This window comes from Oceanicella actignis, from assembly GCF_900111545.1.
Lineage (GTDB): Bacteria > Pseudomonadota > Alphaproteobacteria > Rhodobacterales > Rhodobacteraceae > Oceanicella > Oceanicella actignis.
The window spans coordinates 534,113-553,984 of sequence record NZ_FOHL01000001.1; the positions used below are offsets into that span (position 1 = coordinate 534,113).

Below are 19,872 nucleotides of genomic sequence, written 5' to 3' on the forward strand. Positions count from 1 at the left end.
CGCCGGCGCACAAGGCGGGCGCAAACCGGGCCCGAGGGCCCCTCAGACAGGGAAAACGACCATGACGACGAGACGAGATTTCCTCCGCACCACCGCCGTCGGCGCGGCCGCGGGCGCCGGCGCGCTGGCCGCCCCCGCCGTTCACGGGCAGTCGAAGATCGTGTGGCGCCTTCAGACCTATGCCGGCCCGGCGCTGGCGCAGCACGTCATCAAGCCGTCGATCGACATGTTCAACAAGATCGCCAACGGCGAGATGGAGATCCAGCTCTACTACGCCGACCAGCTGGTGCCCACGGGCGAGCTGTTCCGCGCCATGCAGCGCGGGCTGGTGGACGCGGTGCAGTCGGACGACGACTCGATCGCAGCGCCGACGGATGTGAGCGTGTTCGGCGGCTACTTCCCCTTCGCCACGCGCTACTCGCTGGACGTGCCGGTGCTGTTCGAGCAATACGGCCTCAAGGAGATCTGGGAAGAGGCCTATGACGAGGTCGAGGGCGTCAAGTGGCTGTCGGCCGGCGCCTGGGACCCGTGCCACTTCGCCACCAAGAAGCCCATCCGCTCGCTCAAGGATCTGGAGGGGCTGCGCGTGTTCACCTTCCCGACCGCGGGCCGCTTCCTGTCGCGTTTCGGCGTCGTGCCCGTGACGCTGCCCTGGGAGGACGTCGAGGTCGCCGTGCAGACCGGCGAGCTTGACGGCATCGCCTGGTCGGGCATCACCGAGGACTACACCGTCGGCTGGGCCGACGTGACCGACTACTTCCTGACCAACAACATCTCGGGCGCGTGGATCGGCAGCTACTTCGCCAACGAAGAACGCTGGAACGAGCTGCCCGAGCACCTCAAGGCGCTGTTCCGCGTGTGCATGGACAGCTCGCACTACTACCGCCAGCACTGGTATTGGGGCGGCGAGGCCAAGCTGCGCGTGCATGGCAAGAAGATGCAGCTGACCACCATCCCGGACGAGGAATGGGCCAAGGTCGAGGCCGAGGCGCACAAGTTCTGGGACGAGATCGCCCAGACCTCGCCGCGCGCGGCCCGCGTGGTGCAGATCTTCAAGGAATACAACGAGGTCATGGCCAAGGCCGGCCGCCCCTACCGCTACGACTGAGCGGCCCGCCAAGGCCGATCATCCGCCGCCCCCGCCGCCGCCGCGCGCCGGGGGCGGCGCCGCGACGAGAACGAAGGACGACACGCCCATGCCTGGCAAACTCACACTGGACGAGCTTCGCGCGCTGACCGAAACGGGCGAGATCGACACCGTTCTCGCCGCGCAGGTGGACATGCAGGGCCGCCTGATGGGCAAGCGCTTCCACGCGCGCCATTTCGTCGACTCCGCCTGGGAGGAGACGCATTCGTGCAACTACCTGCTGGCCACCGACCTCGAGATGTCCACCGTCGAGGGCTACAAGGCCACCTCGTGGGAGTCGGGCTATGGCGACTACGTCATGAAGCCCGATCTCGACACGCTGCGCCGCGTTCCCTGGCTCGAGGGCACGGCGCTGGTGATCTGCGACGTGCTCGACCACCACGACCACGCGCCCGTGCCCCACTCGCCGCGCGCGATGCTCAAGAAGCAGGTCGCGCGCCTCGAAGCCATGGGCATGCGCGCCATGATGGCCACCGAGCTGGAGCTGTTCCTGTTCCGCCAGAGCTACGAGCAGGCCCAGGCCGCCGGCCATGTGGGGCTCGAGCCCATCAGCGCCTACAACGAGGACTACCACATCTTCCAGACCACCAAGGAAGAGGCGGTGATGCGCGCCATCCGCAACGGGCTTTACGGCGCCGACATCCCGATCGAGAACACCAAGGGCGAGGCCGACGCCGGGCAGGAGGAAATCAACGTCCGCTACGCCGACGCGCTGACCATGGCCGACCGGCACGCCATCATCAAGAACGGCGCCAAGGAGATCGCCTGGGCCAAGGGTCACGCCGTCACCTTCATGGCCAAGTGGAGCGCCCGCCACGCCGGCAACTCCAGCCACATCCACCAGTCGCTGGTCGACATGGACGGCAAGCCGCTGTTCTTCGACCCCGAGGCGCCGCACGGCATGTCGGCGCTGATGCGCGCCTGGCTGGCCGGCCTGCTGCGCCACGCGCGCGAGATCACCTATTTCCTCGCGCCGCACGTCAACTCCTACAAGCGCTTCGCGCCCGGCACCTTCGCGCCGACCAAGACCGTCTGGTCGCTGGACAACCGCACCGCGGGCTTCCGCGTGGTCGGCGAGGCGAGCAAGGCCGTGCGCGTCGAGTGCCGCATCGGCGGCGCCGATCTGACCCCCCATCTGGCCATGGCGGCCCTGATCGCGGCGGGGCTTGACGGAGTCGAGAAGAACATGGAACTGGAGCCGCCCTATGTCGGCGACGCCTATGCCGGCGCGGACGTCGCCGAGATCCCCCGCACGCTGCGCGAGGCGACCGAGCTTCTGGACCGCTCGGCGCTGCTGCGCGAAGCCTTCGGCGACGCGGTGGTGGACCACTATGTCCACGCCGCCCGCTGGGAGCAGATGGAACATGACCGCGCGGTGACCGACTGGGAGCTGCGCCGCGGATTCGAAAGAGCCTGACCCATGACCAAGACCCTGCGCTGCATTTCGCCCATCGACGGCTCGGTCTATGCCGAGCGGCCCGTCGCCGACCCCGTTCAGGCCGCGCACGCCGTCGAGGCGGCCCGCGTCGCCCAGGCCGCCTGGGCCGCCCGCCCGCTGGCCGAGCGCGTCGAGCTGGTGATGAAGGGCGTCGAGAATCTGGGCCGCATGAACGACCGCCTCGTGGTCGAGCTGGCCCACATGATGGGCCGGCCCGTGCGCTATGGCGGCGAGTTCGGCGGCGTGCGCGAGCGCGCGGCCTACATGGCCTCGATCGCGGACGAGGCGCTCGCCCCCCTCGTGATCGAGAACTCCGACGCCTTCGAGCGCCGCATCGCCCGCGAGCCGCACGGGGTCGTATTCGTCATCGCGCCGTGGAACTACCCCTATCTGACCGCCATCAACACCCTTGCCCCGGCGCTGATGGCCGGCAACGCGGTGGTGCTCAAGCACGCCACGCAAACCCTTCTGGCCGGCGAGCGCCTGGCCGAGGCCTTCCACCAGGCCGGCGTGCCCGAGGATGTCTTCGTCAACCTCTTCCTCGACCACGAGACCACCGAGGGGCTGATCGCCGCGCGCAGCTTCGACTTCGTGAACTTCACCGGCTCGGTCGAGGCCGGCCGCGCCATCGAGCGCGCCGCCGCCGGCACCTTCACCCCGCTCGGGCTCGAGCTGGGCGGCAAGGATCCGGGCTATGTGATGGACGACGCCGACCTTGACGCCGCGGCCGCGGGGCTGATCGACGGGGCGATGTTCAACTCGGGCCAGTGCTGCTGCGGCATCGAGCGCATCTACGTCGCCGCGCCGCTTTACGACGCCTTCGTCGAGAAGGCGGTCGAGATCGTCAAGGGATACCGGCTGGGCAACCCGCTGGACAAGGCCACCACTCTTGGCCCGATGGCGAATCTGCGCGTGGCCCGCACCGTGCGCGAGCAGATCGCCGAGGCCCTGGCCCAGGGCGCGAAGGCCCATATCGACCCGGCCCTGTTCCCCGAGGATGACGGCGGAACCTATCTGGCGCCGCAGGTGCTGACCGACGTCAACCACCAGATGCGCGTGATGCGCGAGGAAAGCTTCGGCCCCGTCGTCGGCATCATGAAGGTCGAGAACGACGACGAGGCCGTGGCGCTGATGAACGACAGCGACTACGGGCTGACCGCCTCGCTCTGGACCCGCGACGCGGCGCGCGCCGCGCGGGTGGGCGAGCGGCTGCGCACCGGCACGGTGTTCATGAACCGCTGCGACTATCTCGACCCCGCGCTGTGCTGGACCGGCTGCAAGGACACCGGCCGCGGCGGGGCGCTGTCGGTGATCGGGTTCCACAACCTCACGCGTCCGAAATCCTACCACCTCAAGAAGAAGGTCTGAGCCATGAAGCTCGTCGCCAACTGGAGCTACCCGACCGCGATCCGCTTCGGCGCCGGCCGCATCGCCGAGCTGCCCGAGGCCTGCGCGGCGGCGGGCATGCGCCGTCCGTTGCTGGTCACAGATCGCGGCCTCGCGCCGCTGCCCATCGTCGCGCGCGCGCTCGACGCGCTCGACGCGGCGGGGCTGGGCCGCGCGCTGTTCAGCCAGGTGGACCCCAACCCGAACGAGGGCAACCTGGCCGCCGGCGTCGCCGCCTTCCGCGAGGGCGGCCATGACGGCGTCGTCGCCTTCGGCGGCGGCTCGGCGCTGGACCTGGGCAAGCTGATCGCCTTCATGGCCGGTCAGACCCGCCCCGTCTGGGATTTCGAGGACATCGGCGACTGGTGGTCGCGCGCCGACGCCGACGCCATCGCCCCGATCGTGGCCGTGCCGACCACGGCGGGCACGGGGTCCGAGGTGGGGCGCGCGGGCGTGCTCACCAACTCGGCCACGCATGAGAAGAAGATCATCTTCCACCCGCGCATGCTGCCCGCGCAGGTGATCTGCGACCCCGAGCTGACCGTCTCGATGCCGCCGGCCATCACCGCCGGCACGGGGCTCGACGCCTTCGCGCACTGCCTCGAGGCGTTCTCCTCGCCCTTCTACCATCCCATGAGCCAGGGCATCGCGCTCGAGGGCATGCGCCTGGTCAAGGAGTGGCTGCCCCGCGCCTACGCCACCCCCGGCGATCTCGAGGCCCGCGCCCACATGATGAGCGCCGCGGCCATGGGCGCGGTCGCCTTCCAGAAGGGGCTGGGCGCGGTCCATGCGCTCTCGCACCCGATCGGCGCCATGTTCAACACCCATCACGGGGCGACCAACGCGGTGCTGATCCCGGCGGTGATGGCCTTCAACCGCCCCGCGATCGAAGAGCGCATCGTCCAGGCCGCCGCCTATCTGGGCGTCGAGGGCGGCTTCGACGGCTTCGTGCGGTTCTTCGAGCGGCTGCGCGCCGATCTGGGCGTGCCCGCGCGGCTGCGCGAGCTGGGCGTGACCGAGGACAGCTTCGCCCAGATCGCCGCCATGTCCGTCAAGGACCCGAGCGCGGGCGGCAACCCGGTCGAGCTGACCGAGCAGGCCGCGCTCGAACTGCTGCGCGCCGCCTGGTGAGGCCGTCTGCGGCGCGCCCGCCGGCGGCCCGGCTGGGTCAGGCGGCGGGCGCGCCGACCGCGCCGCGCGCCTTTTCCGGCCGGCCGGGGCGCGCCTGCGCCTCGCGCGGGCCTTCGCCGACATGCGCCGGGCGCCCTGACGCGCCGCGATCGCGCCCCGGCGCCGTTGCGCCCCGGCCCGCAAGGCCGCCCCAAGCCGGCACGCCGCCGGCCCCCGACGCGCCCCTCACGCGGCAAGCGCCGCGACGCCCAGCGCCGCCAGAACCCCCGATGTCAGCCGGATGCGCAGCGCCGGATACCAGGGCGGCGCCTCGGCCCGGCTTGCGGGGGCAAGCTCGACCGCCAGCAGCGCGACGAAGGCCGCGGCCAGCAGCCCAAGGCCGGCCGGCGTCGGCATGAACGGCGCGCCGAAGGCCGGCAGGCTGGCCAGCGCAAAGGCCGCCAGCCGCGCGGCGCCGGCCCCGGCCGCCAGCGCCATGGCCCAGCGGGCGCCGGCCATGAAGGCCAGGATCGTCGCGCCCCAGGCCAGCTCGGCCCGAAGCGCCGTCCCCGCGGCCGGGCTTGCGGCGGCCACATGCGCGGCCAGCGCGAATCCCCAGAAGGGACCCAGCCCCGCCGCGCCAAGAAGCGCCGCCGCGCGCGCGGGGCTCATGCCTCGGGCGCGGCCAACGCCGCCTCGATCGCCTCGCGGACCTTGCGCGCGGCGGGGTCGAGCGTGCTGGGCATCCAGGCGATGACGCGACCGTCGCGGCCGATCAGATACTTGTTGAAGTTCCAGCGCACGCGCTCGCCGGTCTCGGCCGCGGCCCAGGCGAAGAAGGGGTGCGCGTCCGGCCCCACCACATGCACCGGCGCCGTCATTGGAAAATCGACGCCATAGGTGAGCTCGCAGAACGTCTTGATCTTGTCCTTCTCGGCGTATTCCTGCCGGAAATCCGTCGAGGGCGCGCCGATCACGACCAGGCCCCGGTCGCGATATTCGCGCCAGATGCGGACAAGCGCGCGATACTGGGGCGTGAAGCCGCAAAAGGACGCGGTGTTGACCACGAGCAGCACCTTGCCGCGCCACTGCGCAAGGGGCATCGGCCCGCCCTCGAGGGCCTCGAAGACGAAATCCCAGGCGCTGGCGGCGCGCGCGGCCCCCGGCGCAAGCGCCAGCGCGCCGGCGCCGGCGGCCAGGCGGAAGATGTCTCGGCGGCGGATCATCCCTTCTTCTCCTTCCTGTCGGCGCGCCCCGACGCCTTCGCGCCGCCGCCGAACAGGGCGTGGAACAGCGGCAGCGGCGCGAAGCGGCCCAGCGTGAACAGCCAGGCGAAGGGCGCGGGAAAGCTGGTCGAGAAACGCCCCGAGCGGATCGCCGCCAGCGTGCGGCGCGCGGCCTCTTCGGGCGTCATGATCTGCGGCATGTGGAAATCGTTCCTGGCGGTCAGCCGGGTGCGGATGAAGCCCGGATTGACCTGCTGCACCGTCACGCCCGAGCCGGCAAGATCGGCGCGCAGGTTCTCGGCCAGATGCATCAGCGCGGCCTTCGAGGCGCCGTAGCCGATCGCGCCGGGCAGACCGCGAAAGCCCGCCAGCGAGCCGATCAGAACCACCCGCCCCGCCCCGCGTTCGGCCATGCCCGGCACGACATGCGACAGCACGGTCAGCGCGCCGATGAAGTTGACCTCGGCCACCGCCTCGGCCACACCCAAACGCCAGTCCTGCGCGCGCATGGGTTCATAGGCGCCGGCGGCGTAGATCACGCCATCGGGCGCGCCGATCCGCGCCGCCGCCTCGGCGACCGAGCGCGGATCGGTCACGTCAAGCGGCAGCGGCGAGATGCGCGCATCCTCGCCCGCCAGCGCCGCAAGCGCGTCGGCGCTGCGGGCCGAGGCGATCACCTCTGCGCCCGCGCGCGCCATCTCGAGCGCCAGCGCGCGCCCAAGGCCCGAGCTGGCCCCGACGATCCACCAGCGCAGCCCCGCGACGGCGCTCATCGCGCATCCGTCCCGGCCGGGCGGATGGTGGCGATCAGCTCGGCCACCTTGACGCCGAACTTGCGCATCTCGGAGCGGTTGATGATGACGCCGTCCGGGGTCAGATACATCCAGTCCACCACGCTCAGCACATGCCCGCCCGAGGATTGCGGCAGGCGCAGCCTGTAGGTCAGGCGCGCGGCCGCGCCCGAAACCTGACCGCGCGCGACGCCGACGATGTCGGGCGCCGTCGCCGAGAAGCGGCCGTTCTCGCCCCGGACGATGGTCCATTCGCGCTCCTGCTTCTCGCCCGAGGCATAGCGGAAGCTTTCCGACAGCCGGCCCTCGGCGCCCGACCAGACGCCGCGCATCCGGGCGGTGAAGCGGCTGACCACGGCGCCGGCGGGGCCGAAGATGACGCCCTCCGAGATCATGTCGCCGCCCAGATGCCGGCTCAGATCGAAGGCGGGCTCAGAGCCGGCGTAGCGCGCCGGAGACTGCGCCGCGAAGCTGAAGAAGTGGCGCTGGATCGCCAGCGCCAGCGCAAGAACGACGAACAGCGCGGCAAGGAGCTTGAGCATCAGAACACCTTTCGTGGAAGCGCCAGCAGAAGGCCCAGCGCAAGCAGCTTCAGAATGCAGGGAAGGACGGCGTAGCCCAGCACAAGGGCGCGCGCCGCCTCCGGCCCGGGCGGGGCGCCGGGGACATACCCCGTCAGCGCCAGCGCCGGCAGCGCCACGGCGGCGGCGATGGCCAGCGCCAGCTTTCCGGCCAGCGACCACAGGCCGAAGGCCACGCCCTGCGGCAGGTCATGGCGCGCAAGAAGCGCCGCGAACAGCGCCGGCAGCAGCACCAGCTCGGCCCCCACCGCCGCGCCCGAGCCCACCGTGATCGCCGCAAAGGCCCAGGCCGCCCCGGCCGGCAGCAGGGCGGCCCAGGCGAAGGCCGCGACGGCCAGCGCCATGGCCGCCGCCAGCACCGGCCGGGTTCCAAGACGCCGCGCCAGCGCCGCCCAGCCGGGCGCGGCCATTGCGGCGGCAAGAAAGAAGGCCGCCAGATACGGCCCCGCCAGCGCGCCGAGCCTGAGGTGATCCTCGACGAAGAACAGGAACAGCGTCGCCGTGATCGCCACCGGCAGCGTGTTCGCCAGAGCCAGCGCCAGCAGCCAGCCCCCGCCCGCGGCGAAAAGCGGGCGCAGCGCGAAGGCCGGGGCGCGGCGCGGGGCCAGCGCGCGCCAGAGCGGACGGCTCGCCAGCCACACCGCCAGCGCCGCCCCGGCCATGAGCAGTCCGAAGGCGGCGTAGCCCGCGCGCGGCCCCACCGCCGCCGTCAGCGCCGCCGGCAGGACCGCGGCCAGCAGCACGCCCGCCAGCGCGCCGCTTTCGCGCCAGGCGGCAAGGTTCAGATGCGGCCCGGCCTCGGAACTGGCCGCCAGATCGACCGACGCCGCGTAAAGCAGGATCATGCCCAGGCTGTAGGCGGTGAACAAAAGCGCAAGCCCGCCCGTCAGCGCCCATATCCCGGGCTGCGCGGCGAACACGACGGCGAAGCCGGCGCCAAGGCCGCCCAGCGCCAGCGCCGCCAGCAACCCGGCGCGCGCGCGCATCCGGTCCACAAGGCGGCCAAGCAGCGGGTCCTGCGCGAAATCAAGCGCGCGCAGCGCCAGCAGCAGCCCGCCCGCCGCGGCCAGCGGCAGATCCAGCGCGGCGACGAAGCGCGGCAGATGCACATAGAGCGGCAGCCCCGCCGAGGCCAGCAGACCCGCCGTCAGCGCCATGCGCCAACGCGCGCCCTCCGGCGCGCCGGCAAGGGGCGCGGACTCAGCCATGTTCGAGCGCCAGCTGAACCACATCGACCCGCCCGGCGGCGAAGGCCGCGGCGCCGGCGTTCAGACGATAGCGCCAGCGCCGCAGCGTCGCGGCGTCAAAGCCGTATTGCGCCAGCCGCCCGGCACGGGCCTGCATCCGTTCATCCCAGGCGCGCAGCGTGCGCGCATGGTGCTCGCCGAAGGCCAGGCGCCCGGCCACGGTCAATCCGGCCCGCCGCGCCTCGGCCGCGATCGCCGCCTCGCGCGGGGCGAGGGCGCCGGGAAATGCGCCCGGCCCGGCTTCGGCCGCCTCGTCGGGCGTGACGACGGCCTGCACCACCGCCCGCCCGCCGGGCTTGAGGCGCGCGGCAAGGCTCTTGAACCAGGCGGGCCGCCGGCGCGCGCCGACGGCGCCGATGGACTCGATCGCGACGATGGCGTCGTATTGCACCCGGTCCTCGCGGTCGCCCTGCAGGCGGATCTCGGCGCGGCCGTCGAGGCGCGCGTCGGCATAGGCCTTGTGGTTGGGCGTGGCGGCGATGCCCGTGACCCGGTGGCCGCGCTCGGCGGCGCGCTCGGCAAAGCCGCCCCAGCCGCAGCCGAGCTCGAGCAACGCGCCCGGCGCGGGGCCGAGCAGATCCAGGATCCGGTCGCATTTGGCAAGCTGCGCGCGCTCGAGCGAATCGCCCTCGCGCGCGAAAAGCGCCGCGGAGCAATGCATGCCCTCGTCCAGCCACTGGCGGTAGAACTCGGCGCCCAGCTCGGGCCGGACAAGCATCAGCGGCCCGCCATCGGCGCGGGACTCGGCCCCAAGCGCGCGCGCCGCCCTCGCCGCCAGCCGCGCCGCGGGCCGGGGCGCGCCCAAGCCGAACGGCGCGCGCGGGTTGCGCAGCGCCAGCGCGCAGACGGCCTCGATGTCGGGGCTGTCCCACAGGCCCGCGGCATAGGCCGCGGCCCAGCCGGCCTCGCCGCGATCGCGCGCGGCGGCCAGGGCGGCCCAGTCGTGCAGGATGAGCTCGGCCTGCGGCGCGCCAGCGCCGAAATGGCGCACGGCGCCCTCGGGGGTGGTCAGCCGCAGGCTGCCGTGCGCGATCGCCGCGCAGGCGTCGAGAAAGGCCGAGCGCGCGTTTGGGCCAGGCTGGCGGGCGCGCGGCGCGGGCGCGAGGCGGACGAGAGGGGCGGTCATGGGCTGGTCTCCGAAGCGGGGGGCGCGGGGCGCTCGCGCCAGCGCGCGCCCTTGAGGGCAAGGCGCAGCGCGTGCCAGTGGATCAGGGCCAGCGTGCGCAGCGGCCCGAAGGGATGGCGCAGCATCATGCCCGCCAGCGCGCGGCGGCCCAGCGGCATGAGCGGCCCCGCCAGGCTGGCGGCCACGCCCTCGGGCCCGTTCCGGTGCACGATGCGGATGTCGAGCGCGCGCGCGCCGAAGTCGAAGTCGAAGCGGAAGGCGTAGTCGCCCGCCACGTCCTGAAAGGGCGAGACGTGAAAGATCTTGGCCGCGGTCAGCCTGTCGTCCGGGGTTATCGGGCGGCCGTCCTCATGGCGGCAGACATAGGCGTGGCGCTGACCCCAGGTGTTGGTCACCTCGGCGATGACCGCGACCAGCGCCTCGTCCCGCCACGCCAGCCAGAAGCTGACGGGGTTGAACCCCCACCACAGGAATCGCGGCGTGGTCAGAAGGGCCAGCCGGTCGGCCGTCACGCCGCGCGCCTCGAGGGTCTGGCGCGCCCATGCCGCGCCGCGCCCGCGCCCGGGCGGGCCGCCATGGTCGCGATCGGACACCGAAAGCAGGCCGAAGCGGTTGCGCCGCAGGGGAAAGGGCGGGGGCATGGGCGACTCGGGATCGATCAGCACCATCTCGGCCCGATGGGTCAGCCTGTGGCGAACCGAACCCCGCCGCAGATGGGTCGTCGCGCCCGCAAGGCGCAGGGGCAGGCGCGCGGGCGGGGCGTTGGGCGGGGCGTTTCCCGAGGCGCGCGCGATCATGCCGTCGCCCCCGAGCGCACATCCGCGCCGCGCTCGCCCCTGGCCGCGATGGCGCGCGCGACGCGGGCCGCGGTCGCGCAGCCATCCTCGTGAAAGCCGTGGCGCAGCCAGGCGCCCGCGAACCATGCGCCGCGCGCGCCCTGCATGGCGGCGATGCGCTCTTGCGCCGCAATGGCCCCGTGGTCGAAGACCGGGTGGCGAAAGGTCGTCTCGTCCTGGATCAGCTCGTCGCGCAGCGAGGCGGGCGGGTTCAGCGTGACGAACAGCGGATCGTCCTCGGGGATGCTCTGGAGGCGATTCATCCAGTAGGTCACCCCCACGCCCGCGTCGCCGCCGCCGCGGCCCGACACATAGTTCCACGCCGACCATGCCTTGCGCCGCCGCGGCATCAGCGCGGCGTCCGCGTGCAGCACGGCGCGGTTGTCCTGAAAACGGACGGCGGACAGCGCCGCGCGCTCTTCGGGCGCGGCATCGGCCAGAAGGCGCAGCGCCACGTCGGCGTGGCAGGCGAAGACCACCTCGTCGAAGCGCTCGGGCTCGGCCCCCGCGGCGCGCACGCGCACGCCCCCCTCGCCGCGCAGGACCGCCGCGACCGGCGCGCCGATGCGCAGATCGACCCCGCGGCGGCGCAGATCGGCGGCCAGGCGCTCGACGTAAGAGATCGACCCGCCCGCGACCGTCCACCACTGGTGCTGGCCCGAGACCGACATCAGCCCGTGATTGAGAAAGAAGCGCACCATCCGCCGCGCCGGAAACGCGCCGATTTGCGCGGCGGGCGTGGACCAGATCGCCGCGCACATGGGCCGCAGGTAGTGGCGCTCGAACCAGCGCCCGAGGCCAAGGCGCGCCGACAGCTCGGCCAGGGTCATGTCGTCGCGGGCGGCGGCCGGCGCCAGGCGGTTGAAGCGCAGGACGTCGCGGATCATGCCCCAGAACGCCGGGCGCAGCGCATTGGACGGCTGCGCGAAGACGGCGCCGGGATTGCGCAGCCCGTATTCGATCGCGCCGCCCTCGAGCGAGGCGCCGAAGCTCATGTCGGTCTTGAGCAGGGGCACGTCCAGCTCGTCGAACAGCCGGCCCAGATGCGGGTAGTTGGCGTGGTTGAAGACGATGAAGCCCGTATCCACCGGCCTGTCGCCGCGTCGGCCCGCGGCGACGGTGCGCGCATGTCCGCCAAGGCGGGGCGCGGCCTCGAACAGCGTGACATGGCGCCCCGGCGCCAGAAGCCGCGCGGCGTAAAGCCCCGTCACCCCGCCCCCGATGATCGCGATGCGCCGCGGGGCCGAGGGCCGCAAATCGAATGCCATGTCGCTCTCCTGCGTGAAGTCTTTGTGAACATACGCATGAAGACCGCTGTCGGATCACTCGCGCGGGCGCGGCCCGGTTTTTTCGGCGCCGCAAGTGATCCGCCCCGCCCGGCGCCGCGTAAAGGATGCATGACCAGCGCGATCGACATGGAAACCTGCCGCGGCGCCGCGCCAAAGGCCGGGCCGGCCCCGCGCGCGGCGCTTTGCCCCGCGCCCCCGCTCGGCTACGCTCGCGCGAAAGGCGACGGGCGCAAGACGGCGTGCGCGCGCGCTGCGGGCAAGAGGCAGGCAGGATCCATGAGCGAAACGGGCGAAGCGCTCAGCGAGCAGACGCGGCTTTTGATCGCGGTGCGCGACCGGCGCGACCGCCAGGCCTTCGCGGCGCTGTTCGCGCATTACGCGCCCCGGCTCAAGGCCATGCTGCGGCGCGGCGGCATGGCCGACGCCCAGGCCGAAGAGGTGGTGCAGGAGGCCATGTTGGCCGTCTGGCGCAAGGCCGCCCAGTTCGACCCCGCGCGCGCCAGCGCCTCGGCCTGGATCTATCGCATCGCCCGCAACCGGCAGATCGACATGTTCCGCCGCGAGGGGCGTCCCGTTCCCGACGAGCTGGCCGAAGAGCCCGCGCACGACCCCGACGCGGCCGACGCGCTGGCACTGGATCAAGAGACCCGGCGCCTGCGCGACGCGCTTGGCGCGCTGCCGCCGGCCCAGCGCGAGATGGTCGAGCGCGCCTATCTGGGCGAGCTGTCCCATGGCGAGATCGCCGCCGTCACCGGCCTGCCGCTGGGCACCATCAAGTCGCGCATCCGCCTGGCGCTGACGCGCCTGCGCCACGAACTCAAGGACCTTCGCCGCCCATGACCCACGACGTCACGCACCATATCCCCGAGCCGATGCTGGCGGACTACGCCGCGGGCCGCCTCGGGCATGCGTTTTCGGTCGCGACGGCGGCGCATGTCTCGCTGTGCGACGAATGCCGCGCCCGGCTGGCCGCGCACGAGGCGGCGGGCGGCGCCGTGCTCGAGACCCTGCCCCCCGAACCCGTGTCGGACGAACTGATGGCCCGCGTCATGGCCCGCCTCGACGATCCGGCCGCCGCGCCGCCCGAGCCGCCGCGGCCCTCGGGCATCTACCCCGGGCCGGTGATGGCGGCGCTGGGCGGACGCCCGCCGCGATGGCGCAGCATGGGCGCGGGCATCCGGCAGGCCATGCTGCATGCCGGGCCGGACGGCTCTCTGCGGCTTCTCTACATCCCGCCGGGCCGGGCCGTGCCCGATCATGGCCACAAGGGGCGCGAGCTGACGCTGGTCCTGCAAGGCGCCTTCCATGACGAGACGGGGCGCTTTGGCGTCGGCGACGTCGAATACGCCGACGAGAGCCTCGAGCACACGCCCGTCGCCGACGAGGGCGCGCCCTGCATCTGCCTCGCCGCCACCGACGCCCCCTTGCGCTTTCGCGGCCTGATCCCGCGGGCGCTGCAGCCGATCTTCCGCATCTGACATGGGCGCCGCTTCTTCCGCCCCGGTCGCGATCCACTGGTTCCGCAACGATCTGCGCCTGTCCGACAACCCCGCGCTTGCGGCGGCGGCGGCGCATGGGCGCGTGATCCCGGTGGCGATCGAAGATCCCGCGCTCGTGGCCGCGCACCCCGCCGGCGCCGCCTTCGCCTGGTGGCGCGGGCGCGCGCTGGCCGCGCTCGACCGCGCGCTGGGCGGAACGCTGCGGGCGCTGCGCGGCGACCCGGCCGAGGCGCTGCGGGCCCTGGCCGCGCGCCATGGCGCAAGCCTGATCACCTGGACCCGCGCCTACGAGCCCTGGACGATCGCGCGCGACACGGCCGTCAAGGCCGCGCTTGCCGGCGCCCGGCTGCAGGCGCGCAGCGCCAACGGCGCCTTGCTTTGGGAACCGTGGGAAACGCTCAAGCCCGACGGCGCGCCCTATCGCGTCTTCACGCCCTTCTACCGGCGCGGATGTCTGGGCGCGGCGCCGCCGCGTCGGCCGCTGCCCGCGCCGCATCTCGACCTTGTGCCGCGCGCGCCCGACGAGCCGGGCCTCGCCGCCCCCGACGAGGCGCCATGGCAGGCCAGGCTGGGGCGCCTCTGGCGCATCGGCGAGGACGCCGCGCACGACGCGCTGCAAGGCTTCGTGCAGGAGCGCCTGGCCGGCTACGCCAAGGGGCGCGATTTCCCGGCGCTGGGGCGGACCTCGCGCCTGTCGCCGTATCTGGCGCATGGCCAGCTCTCGCCCAACCAGGTCTGGCACGCGGTCGAGGCGGCGGGCCCGCCCGAGGACGTGGCCAAGTTTCGCGCCGAGCTTGGCTGGCGCGAGTTCAGCGCCCATCTGCTGTTCCACTTCCCGAAGCTGGCGCACGCGCCGCTGCGGCCCGAATTCGCCGCCATGCCCTGGCGCGACGACCCCGAGGGGCTGGAGGCATGGCGGCGCGGGCGCACGGGCGTTCCGCTGGTCGACGCGGGCATGCGCGAGCTGTGGCAAACGGGATACATGCACAACCGCGTGCGCATGGTGGTCGCCTCGTTCCTGACCAAGAACCTGCTGATCGACTGGCGCGCGGGCGCGCGCTGGTTCGCCGACTGCCTCGTCGATCACAGCCCCGCCTCGAACCTGGCAAGCTGGCAATGGGTGGCCGGATCGGGCGCCGACGCCGCGCCCTATTTCCGCGTCTTCAACCCCGCCGCCCAGGCGGCGAAGTTCGACCCGCAAGGCGACTACATCCGCCGCTTCGTCCCCGAGCTTGCGCGCCTGCCCGACCGTTGGCTGGGCGCGCCATGGTCCGCCCCCGCCGAAGTCCTGGCGCAGGCGGGGCTGCGGCTGGGGCGGGACTACCCGCGCCCGCTGGTCGATCTGGCCGCTTCGCGCCAACGGGCGCTGGACGCGCATCGCGCCCTTGGCGCCAAGGCGGCGGCCGAAGAGCGCGAAGCGCAAGCGCAAGGAGAAGCTCCATGAACATGACGACCCTGCTCGTCGCCCTGCCCTTCTTCGCGGCCGCATTCGCGGCGGCGGCCTCGGGGGCGTTCTTCGACGTGGGCGGAGCGTGGTATCAAGGCCTTGCCGCGCCGTCCTTCCGCCCGCCGGCCTGGGTGTTCGGCCCCGTGTGGACCGTGCTTTACCTGATGATCGCCGCGGCGGGAACGCGCCTGGCGCTTGCGTCGGGCGGCGGCGCGACGGTCGCCGCCTGCATCGGGCTGTGGGCGTTGCAGATGGTGCTCAACGCCCTGTGGACGCCCGTCTTCTTCGGCGCGCATGATCTGCGCGGCGCGTTCGCCGTGATCCTTTGCCTGCTGGTCTCGATCGCCCTGCTGGCGGCGCTCGCCTGGCGGGTCGATCGCATCGCCGCGCTGCTGCTTCTGCCCTATCTTGGTTGGGTGAGCTTCGCCGCCGTCCTGAACGGCGCCTTCTGGCAGCTGAACCGCTGAACCGGGCCACGGCCCGCGCATCCGGCTCAGGCGCGCCAGCGCAGCAGGCGGCGCTCGGCCATGCCCAGAAGCCAGCTGACCGTCAGCCCCATGGCCGACAGGATCATCACCCCGGCGATCAGCTGATCGGTCGCCATCAGGTTGCCCGCCAGCAGGATATAGGCGCCCACGCCGTATTCGGCGCCGATCATCTCGGCCGCGACCAGCAGGATGATGGCGATCGAGGCGGAAATGCGCATGCCCGACAGGATCGCCGGCATGGCGCCGGGCAGCACGATCTTGCGGATGATCGACAGCCGCGACAGCCCAAAGCTCTGCCCCATGCGGATCAGCGTCCGATCCACGTTGTCGACCCCGCCATAGACCGCGATGGTCATGGGAAAGAACGTGCCGAACAGGATGGTGGCGACCTTGGATTCCTCGCCGATGCCGAACCAGATGATGAACAGCGGCAAGAGCGCGATCTTGGGAATCGGGAACAGCGCCGCCACCAGCGGCACGATCCCCGCCCGCGCCAGAGAGAACAGCCCCGCCGCCAGCCCGGCCGCGATCCCCGCCAGCACGCCCAGCGTCCAGCCCTGCGCCAGCCGTCCCAGCGAGGCGCCCAGATGCTTGGCCAGCAGCCCCGACTGGGCCAGGTCGCGCAACGCGGCCAGCGCCTCGGACGGCGCCGGCAGCGCCAGCGGGCTGATCCAGCCAAGGCGCGAGCACATCTCCCAGAACGCGATCAGCCCCGCCAGAAAGGCCGCCCCCGCCCAGCGGCGCGGGCGCGGCGCAAAGCCGCCGCCGCGATAGGGCACGGGCCGCGCGCCCTCGCGCGCATGGGCGCAGGCGGGTTCAGACATCGGCAAGCTCCTGATCGGCGGCGGCGGCCTCTTCGCGCAGAAGCTGCCACAGGCGGCGTTCGTGAACGGCCAGCTCGGGCATGCGCTCGGCGCGCTCTTCGAGCGGCATGTCGATCTCGATCACCTCGCGCACCCGGCCGGGCCGGCGCGACAGCACCGCCACGCGATGGCCAAGGCGCACCGCCTCGGCAAGGTTGTGGGTGACGTAGCAGGCGGTGAAGCCCTCGCGCAGCCACAGGCCGACCAGATCGTCCATCAGCAGCTCGCGCGTCTGGGCGTCGAGGGCGGACAGGGGCTCGTCCATCAACAGGCAGGCCGGCCGCACCGCCAGCGCCCGCGCGATGGCCACGCGCTGGCGCATCCCGCCCGAAAGCTGGCGCGGCAGAGCGTCGCGATAGGCGCTCAGCCGCGTGCGCGCCAGCACGTCGTCGACGATGCGCGCGATTTCGGCCCGGCCCAGGCGGCGATCCTCGAGCGCCAGCGCCACGTTCCCCGCCACGCTGCGCCAGGGCAGCAGCGCGAAGTCCTGGAAGATGTAGGTGAGCGGGTTCAGGCAGCCCTCGGGCGGCTCGCCGACCTGAAGGACGGCGCCCGCGTCGGGCCGCTCGAGCCCGCCCAGCATGCGCAAGAGCGTGGACTTGCCGCAGCCCGACGGGCCGACCACGCACAGGATGCGCCCCGAGGGGATCTCGAGGTCGATGTCCTGCAGGACCGGCGCGCCGGCATAGACATGCGTCAGGCCGACGACGCGCAGATCCATCGGCTTCTCCTCGCGCTCACTCGCCCGCGGGCTGAAAGCGCGGATCGACCAGCTTGTCCATGGTCAGCCCGGCGGGGGCCAGGCCATGCTTCTTGAACCAGGTCAACTGCCGCTCGACATCCGCGACGTCCAGCGCCGCGCCCGCGTTCAGATGCACCGCGCCGGCCTTGATCGAAGGGGCGGCCTTTTCGCGCGGACGGTCGGCATAGACGTATTTGTGGATCAGATCGACCATCGCCTCGGTAGCGGCGGGGTCGCGGTCCTGGTCCAGCATCACGGCGCGATAGTCGGCGATGCCGCGCGCATAGGCGCGCATGAAGCGGCGCACCAGCTCGGGGCGTTCGGTCGTGTTGGCCGCCGAGGTGAAGATGGTCGTGACCTGATACGGCCCCAGATCGCGCACCCATCCGACGATATGCGCCGCGCCCGCCGCATCGAGCGGCCGCGCGATGTGCGGCACGATGGCCATGGCGTCGACCTGCCCCGACTTGAGCGCGCCGATCATGGCGCCGACCTTCTGCAGCGGCACAAGGCGCATGTCCTCGAGCGCGAAGCCGTTCGCCTCGGCGATGCGGCCCGCCATGTAGTGGAAGGACGAGCCGAACTGCGTCAGCGCGAAGCTGCGCCCGCGCAGGTCGGCCATCGAGCGCACGCCCTCGTCCCACGCCTTGTTCGAGACCAGCACCGCCGAGCCGTCGTGATCGGGATGCTCGGACATCAGCCCGCCGATCACCCTGACGGCGCCCTTGTCGGCCAGGCTGAAGAAGCCGCCCGTCAGCGCGGTGACGCCGAAATCCACGTCTCCCGAGGCGACCGCCACCGCCACGGGCTGCGCGGCCTGAAAGAACTTGAGCTCGACGTCCAGCCCCTCATCGGCGAAATAGCCGCGCTCGTAGGCGATGAAGGTCGGCGCGTGCGAGGTGAAGCGCAGCGCGCCCACGGCCACCTTTTCGGCCGCCGCCGCGGCGCCCGCCGCCATCGCCAGGCCAAGCCCGAGGCCGGCCGCCAGCCCCAGCGCGGCGCGGCGCGTCCAGCCTTGCGCCGCCGCGCGGCGCGTTTCGCCCATGATCTTGCGAGCCATTTTCGCCTTCCTCCCGATCTGGCGCGGCGTCGCGGGCCGCGCGGTCGGCTCGACTATCGCCGCCCGAGCGCGCCGCGTCCAGAGGGCGCGGTCCGCGCAAGGCGGCGCCTTGGTTCAGGCCCCCATGCCCCGCGCCCCGCTCAAAGCGCCTCGCAGGTCACCAGGGGCGCAAGCCGCAGCACCTCGTCGCCCTCGCACAGCTCGGTGGCGGGGGTCTGCACCGCGGCGGCGGCGGCGGCCACGCCCATGCGGCACGCCTCGAGCGCCGAGCCACCGCGCGCCAGCGTCAGCACGAAGGCGGCCACGAAGCTGTCGCCCGCCCCGACCGCGCTGACGACCTTGACCGGGGGCGGGGCGCACATCCACCGCCCATCGGCGCACGCCAGCGCCGAGCCGCGCGCGCCCATCGCCACCACCGCCATGCGCGCGGCGCCCTCGGCGACCAGCCGGGCGGCCAGCGCGGCGGCCTCGGCGGGCCGATCGACCGGGCGGCCGGCCAGCTCGGCCGCCTCGACCGAGTCCATGCGCAAGAGCTCGAAGGGCGCGCCGCGATGGGCCGCGGCGGCGCGCAGCGGCGCGCCCGAGGTGTCGAGCGCCAGCCGCGCCCCCTTCGCCGCCAGCCGGTCGGCCAGATCGGGCGCGAAGCCCGCCGGCACGCCGGGGGGCTGGCTGCCGCTGAGCACGGCCAGATCGCCCGCGCCGACGGCGCGCGCGATGCGCCGGGCGGCGGCCTCGCAGTCCTCGGCGCTCCAGCTCGGACCGGGCAGGACGAAGCGGAACTGGGCGCCCGTCTCCTCTTCGGTCACGGCCAGGCTCTGGCGCGTGGGCCGGCGCACCCCAAGGCCGTGCGTCTCGATTCCCTCGGCCTCGAGCAACGCGCGCAGGTCGCGCCCGACGCCGCCGCCCATGGCCGCCAGCGCGACGCTGGCGCCGCCCATGCGCGCGATCGCGCGCGAGACGTTGATCCCGCCCCCGCCCGGGTCCATGCGCGCAGGCGCGCAGCGCAGCTTGCGCCCCGGCTCGACCCTGGGCGTGCTGGTGGACAGGTCGAGCGCGGGATTGAGGGTGACGGTGACGATGCGGGTCATCGCAAGCCTTTCGCATTTCGCCTTGCGCCGCCTCAAAGCGGCAGGGGACCGCCGGTCTTGACGTCGCGCAGGATCAGATTGGTGCGCACGTTGGACACGCCCGGCAGCTCGAACAGCATTTCGAGAAACGCGTTGTAGGCCGCCAGATCGGCGCAGGCCACATGCAGATGATAGTCCGCCTCGCCGGTGGTGGACCAGCAGTCGCGCACCTCGGGGCGGGCGGCGACGGCGCGGGCGAAGGCCTCGGCGTTCTCCTTCACATGGCGGATCAGCGAGACATGCACGATGGCGCGAAAGCCGATGCCGGCGCGCGCCGGGTCCAGCTCGGCCACATGGCGGCGGATCACGCCGGCCTCCTCCAGCGCCCGGACGCGCCGCCAGCAGGCCGAGGGCGACAGGCCCGCGCGCTCGGCCAGCTCGGCGTTGCTGAGCCGCGCATCGGTCTGGAGCAGGCGCAGCAGGGCGCGGTCGGCGGAATCGAGCTTGGGCGCGGTCATCGGCAAATCCT

The 19,872-nt window shown here is 72.9% G+C and carries 21 protein-coding genes; 8 read left to right on the forward strand and 13 right to left on the reverse strand.

From position 1 onward, the window contains the following. Positions 1–61: 61 nt before the first annotated feature. From BMW67_RS02485 to BMW67_RS02500, 4 genes are all read left to right on the forward strand, one after another. Positions 62–1,108 (forward strand): TRAP transporter substrate-binding protein, encoded by a 1,047-nt coding sequence (locus tag BMW67_RS02485; protein WP_072748150.1) that lies wholly within the window; start codon positions 62–64, stop codon positions 1,106–1,108. 88 nt (positions 1,109–1,196) lie between these two features. Then, a complete protein-coding gene (locus BMW67_RS02490) occupies positions 1,197–2,564 on the forward strand; it encodes a glutamine synthetase family protein (RefSeq protein ID WP_072748151.1) in 1,368 nt (455 codons plus the stop codon). 3 nt (positions 2,565–2,567) lie between these two features. Next, entirely contained in the window at positions 2,568–3,953 is a 1,386-nt protein-coding gene (locus BMW67_RS02495) for an aldehyde dehydrogenase family protein (protein WP_072748152.1), read from the forward strand. A 3-nt stretch (positions 3,954–3,956) separates the two neighbouring features. Further along, positions 3,957–5,102: an iron-containing alcohol dehydrogenase gene (locus BMW67_RS02500; protein ID WP_072748153.1), complete on the forward strand. Its 1,146-nt coding sequence runs from the start codon at positions 3,957–3,959 to the stop codon at positions 5,100–5,102. 225 nt (positions 5,103–5,327) lie between these two features. Here BMW67_RS02500 and BMW67_RS02510 read toward each other — a convergent pair whose 3' ends face one another. The 8 genes from BMW67_RS02510 to BMW67_RS02545 are packed head-to-tail and all read right to left on the reverse strand — an operon-like array spanning position 5,328 to position 12,156. Next, positions 5,328–5,753 (reverse strand): DUF3429 family protein, encoded by a 426-nt coding sequence (locus BMW67_RS02510; RefSeq protein WP_072748155.1) that lies wholly within the window; start codon positions 5,751–5,753, stop codon positions 5,328–5,330. Next, on the reverse strand, positions 5,750–6,307 hold the full coding sequence (locus tag BMW67_RS02515; protein WP_072748156.1) for a glutathione peroxidase: 558 nt from the start codon (positions 6,305–6,307) through the stop codon (positions 5,750–5,752). The genes BMW67_RS02510 and BMW67_RS02515 overlap by 4 nt, the downstream gene beginning before the upstream one ends. Beyond that, positions 6,304–7,080, reverse strand: coding sequence for an SDR family NAD(P)-dependent oxidoreductase (locus BMW67_RS02520; RefSeq protein ID WP_072748157.1), 777 nt, complete (start codon positions 7,078–7,080; stop codon positions 6,304–6,306). Before BMW67_RS02520 ends, BMW67_RS02515 begins: the two co-directional genes overlap by 4 nt. Continuing rightward, positions 7,077–7,640, reverse strand: coding sequence for a DUF3833 domain-containing protein (locus tag BMW67_RS02525; RefSeq protein ID WP_072748158.1), 564 nt, complete (start codon positions 7,638–7,640; stop codon positions 7,077–7,079). Before BMW67_RS02525 ends, BMW67_RS02520 begins: the two co-directional genes overlap by 4 nt. After that, positions 7,640–8,887 (reverse strand): MFS transporter, encoded by a 1,248-nt coding sequence (locus BMW67_RS02530; protein ID WP_083581541.1) that lies wholly within the window; start codon positions 8,885–8,887, stop codon positions 7,640–7,642. The genes BMW67_RS02525 and BMW67_RS02530 overlap by 1 nt, the downstream gene beginning before the upstream one ends. Next, complete coding sequence (locus BMW67_RS02535) at positions 8,880–10,052, reverse strand: class I SAM-dependent methyltransferase (RefSeq protein ID WP_083581543.1); 1,173 nt, start codon at positions 10,050–10,052, stop codon at positions 8,880–8,882. The genes BMW67_RS02530 and BMW67_RS02535 overlap by 8 nt, the downstream gene beginning before the upstream one ends. Further along, positions 10,049–10,849 (reverse strand): DUF1365 domain-containing protein, encoded by an 801-nt coding sequence (locus tag BMW67_RS02540; protein WP_072748160.1) that lies wholly within the window; start codon positions 10,847–10,849, stop codon positions 10,049–10,051. Before BMW67_RS02540 ends, BMW67_RS02535 begins: the two co-directional genes overlap by 4 nt. Further along, positions 10,846–12,156, reverse strand: coding sequence for an NAD(P)/FAD-dependent oxidoreductase (locus tag BMW67_RS02545; RefSeq protein ID WP_072748161.1), 1,311 nt, complete (start codon positions 12,154–12,156; stop codon positions 10,846–10,848). The genes BMW67_RS02540 and BMW67_RS02545 overlap by 4 nt, the downstream gene beginning before the upstream one ends. 297 nt (positions 12,157–12,453) lie before the next feature. On the opposite strand from BMW67_RS02545, the gene BMW67_RS02550 reads away from it, so the two are divergent. The 4 genes from BMW67_RS02550 to BMW67_RS02565 are packed head-to-tail and all read left to right on the forward strand — an operon-like array spanning position 12,454 to position 15,590. Continuing rightward, a complete protein-coding gene (locus tag BMW67_RS02550; protein ID WP_072748198.1) occupies positions 12,454–13,017 on the forward strand; it encodes a sigma-70 family RNA polymerase sigma factor in 564 nt (187 codons plus the stop codon). Next, the gene (locus BMW67_RS02555) at positions 13,014–13,655 is read left to right on the forward strand and encodes a ChrR family anti-sigma-E factor (protein WP_072748162.1); all 642 of its coding nucleotides are present in this window, start codon (positions 13,014–13,016) and stop codon (positions 13,653–13,655) included. The genes BMW67_RS02550 and BMW67_RS02555 overlap by 4 nt, the downstream gene beginning before the upstream one ends. A 1-nt stretch (position 13,656) precedes the next feature. Beyond that, positions 13,657–15,120 (forward strand): cryptochrome/photolyase family protein, encoded by a 1,464-nt coding sequence (locus tag BMW67_RS02560; RefSeq protein ID WP_072748163.1) that lies wholly within the window; start codon positions 13,657–13,659, stop codon positions 15,118–15,120. Beyond that, entirely contained in the window at positions 15,117–15,590 is a 474-nt protein-coding gene (locus BMW67_RS02565; RefSeq protein WP_072748164.1) for a TspO/MBR family protein, read from the forward strand. The genes BMW67_RS02560 and BMW67_RS02565 overlap by 4 nt, the downstream gene beginning before the upstream one ends. Before the next feature lie 26 nt (positions 15,591–15,616). On the opposite strand, the gene BMW67_RS02570 is transcribed toward BMW67_RS02565, so the two are convergent. From BMW67_RS02570 to BMW67_RS02590, 5 genes are all read right to left on the reverse strand, one after another. Continuing rightward, positions 15,617–16,435: an ABC transporter permease gene (locus BMW67_RS02570; protein ID WP_072748165.1), complete on the reverse strand. Its 819-nt coding sequence runs from the start codon at positions 16,433–16,435 to the stop codon at positions 15,617–15,619. Further along, complete coding sequence (locus tag BMW67_RS02575) at positions 16,428–17,195, reverse strand: ABC transporter ATP-binding protein (RefSeq protein ID WP_072748166.1); 768 nt, start codon at positions 17,193–17,195, stop codon at positions 16,428–16,430. Before BMW67_RS02575 ends, BMW67_RS02570 begins: the two co-directional genes overlap by 8 nt. A 16-nt stretch (positions 17,196–17,211) precedes the next feature. Beyond that, positions 17,212–18,276, reverse strand: coding sequence for an ABC transporter substrate-binding protein (locus tag BMW67_RS02580; protein WP_245728432.1), 1,065 nt, complete (start codon positions 18,274–18,276; stop codon positions 17,212–17,214). Positions 18,277–18,416: 140 nt separating this feature from the next. After that, positions 18,417–19,364: a 1-phosphofructokinase family hexose kinase gene (locus BMW67_RS02585; protein ID WP_072748167.1), complete on the reverse strand. Its 948-nt coding sequence runs from the start codon at positions 19,362–19,364 to the stop codon at positions 18,417–18,419. Between the two features lie 32 nt (positions 19,365–19,396). After that, entirely contained in the window at positions 19,397–19,861 is a 465-nt protein-coding gene (locus tag BMW67_RS02590; RefSeq protein WP_072748168.1) for an Lrp/AsnC family transcriptional regulator, read from the reverse strand. Positions 19,862–19,872 lie beyond the last annotated feature (11 nt).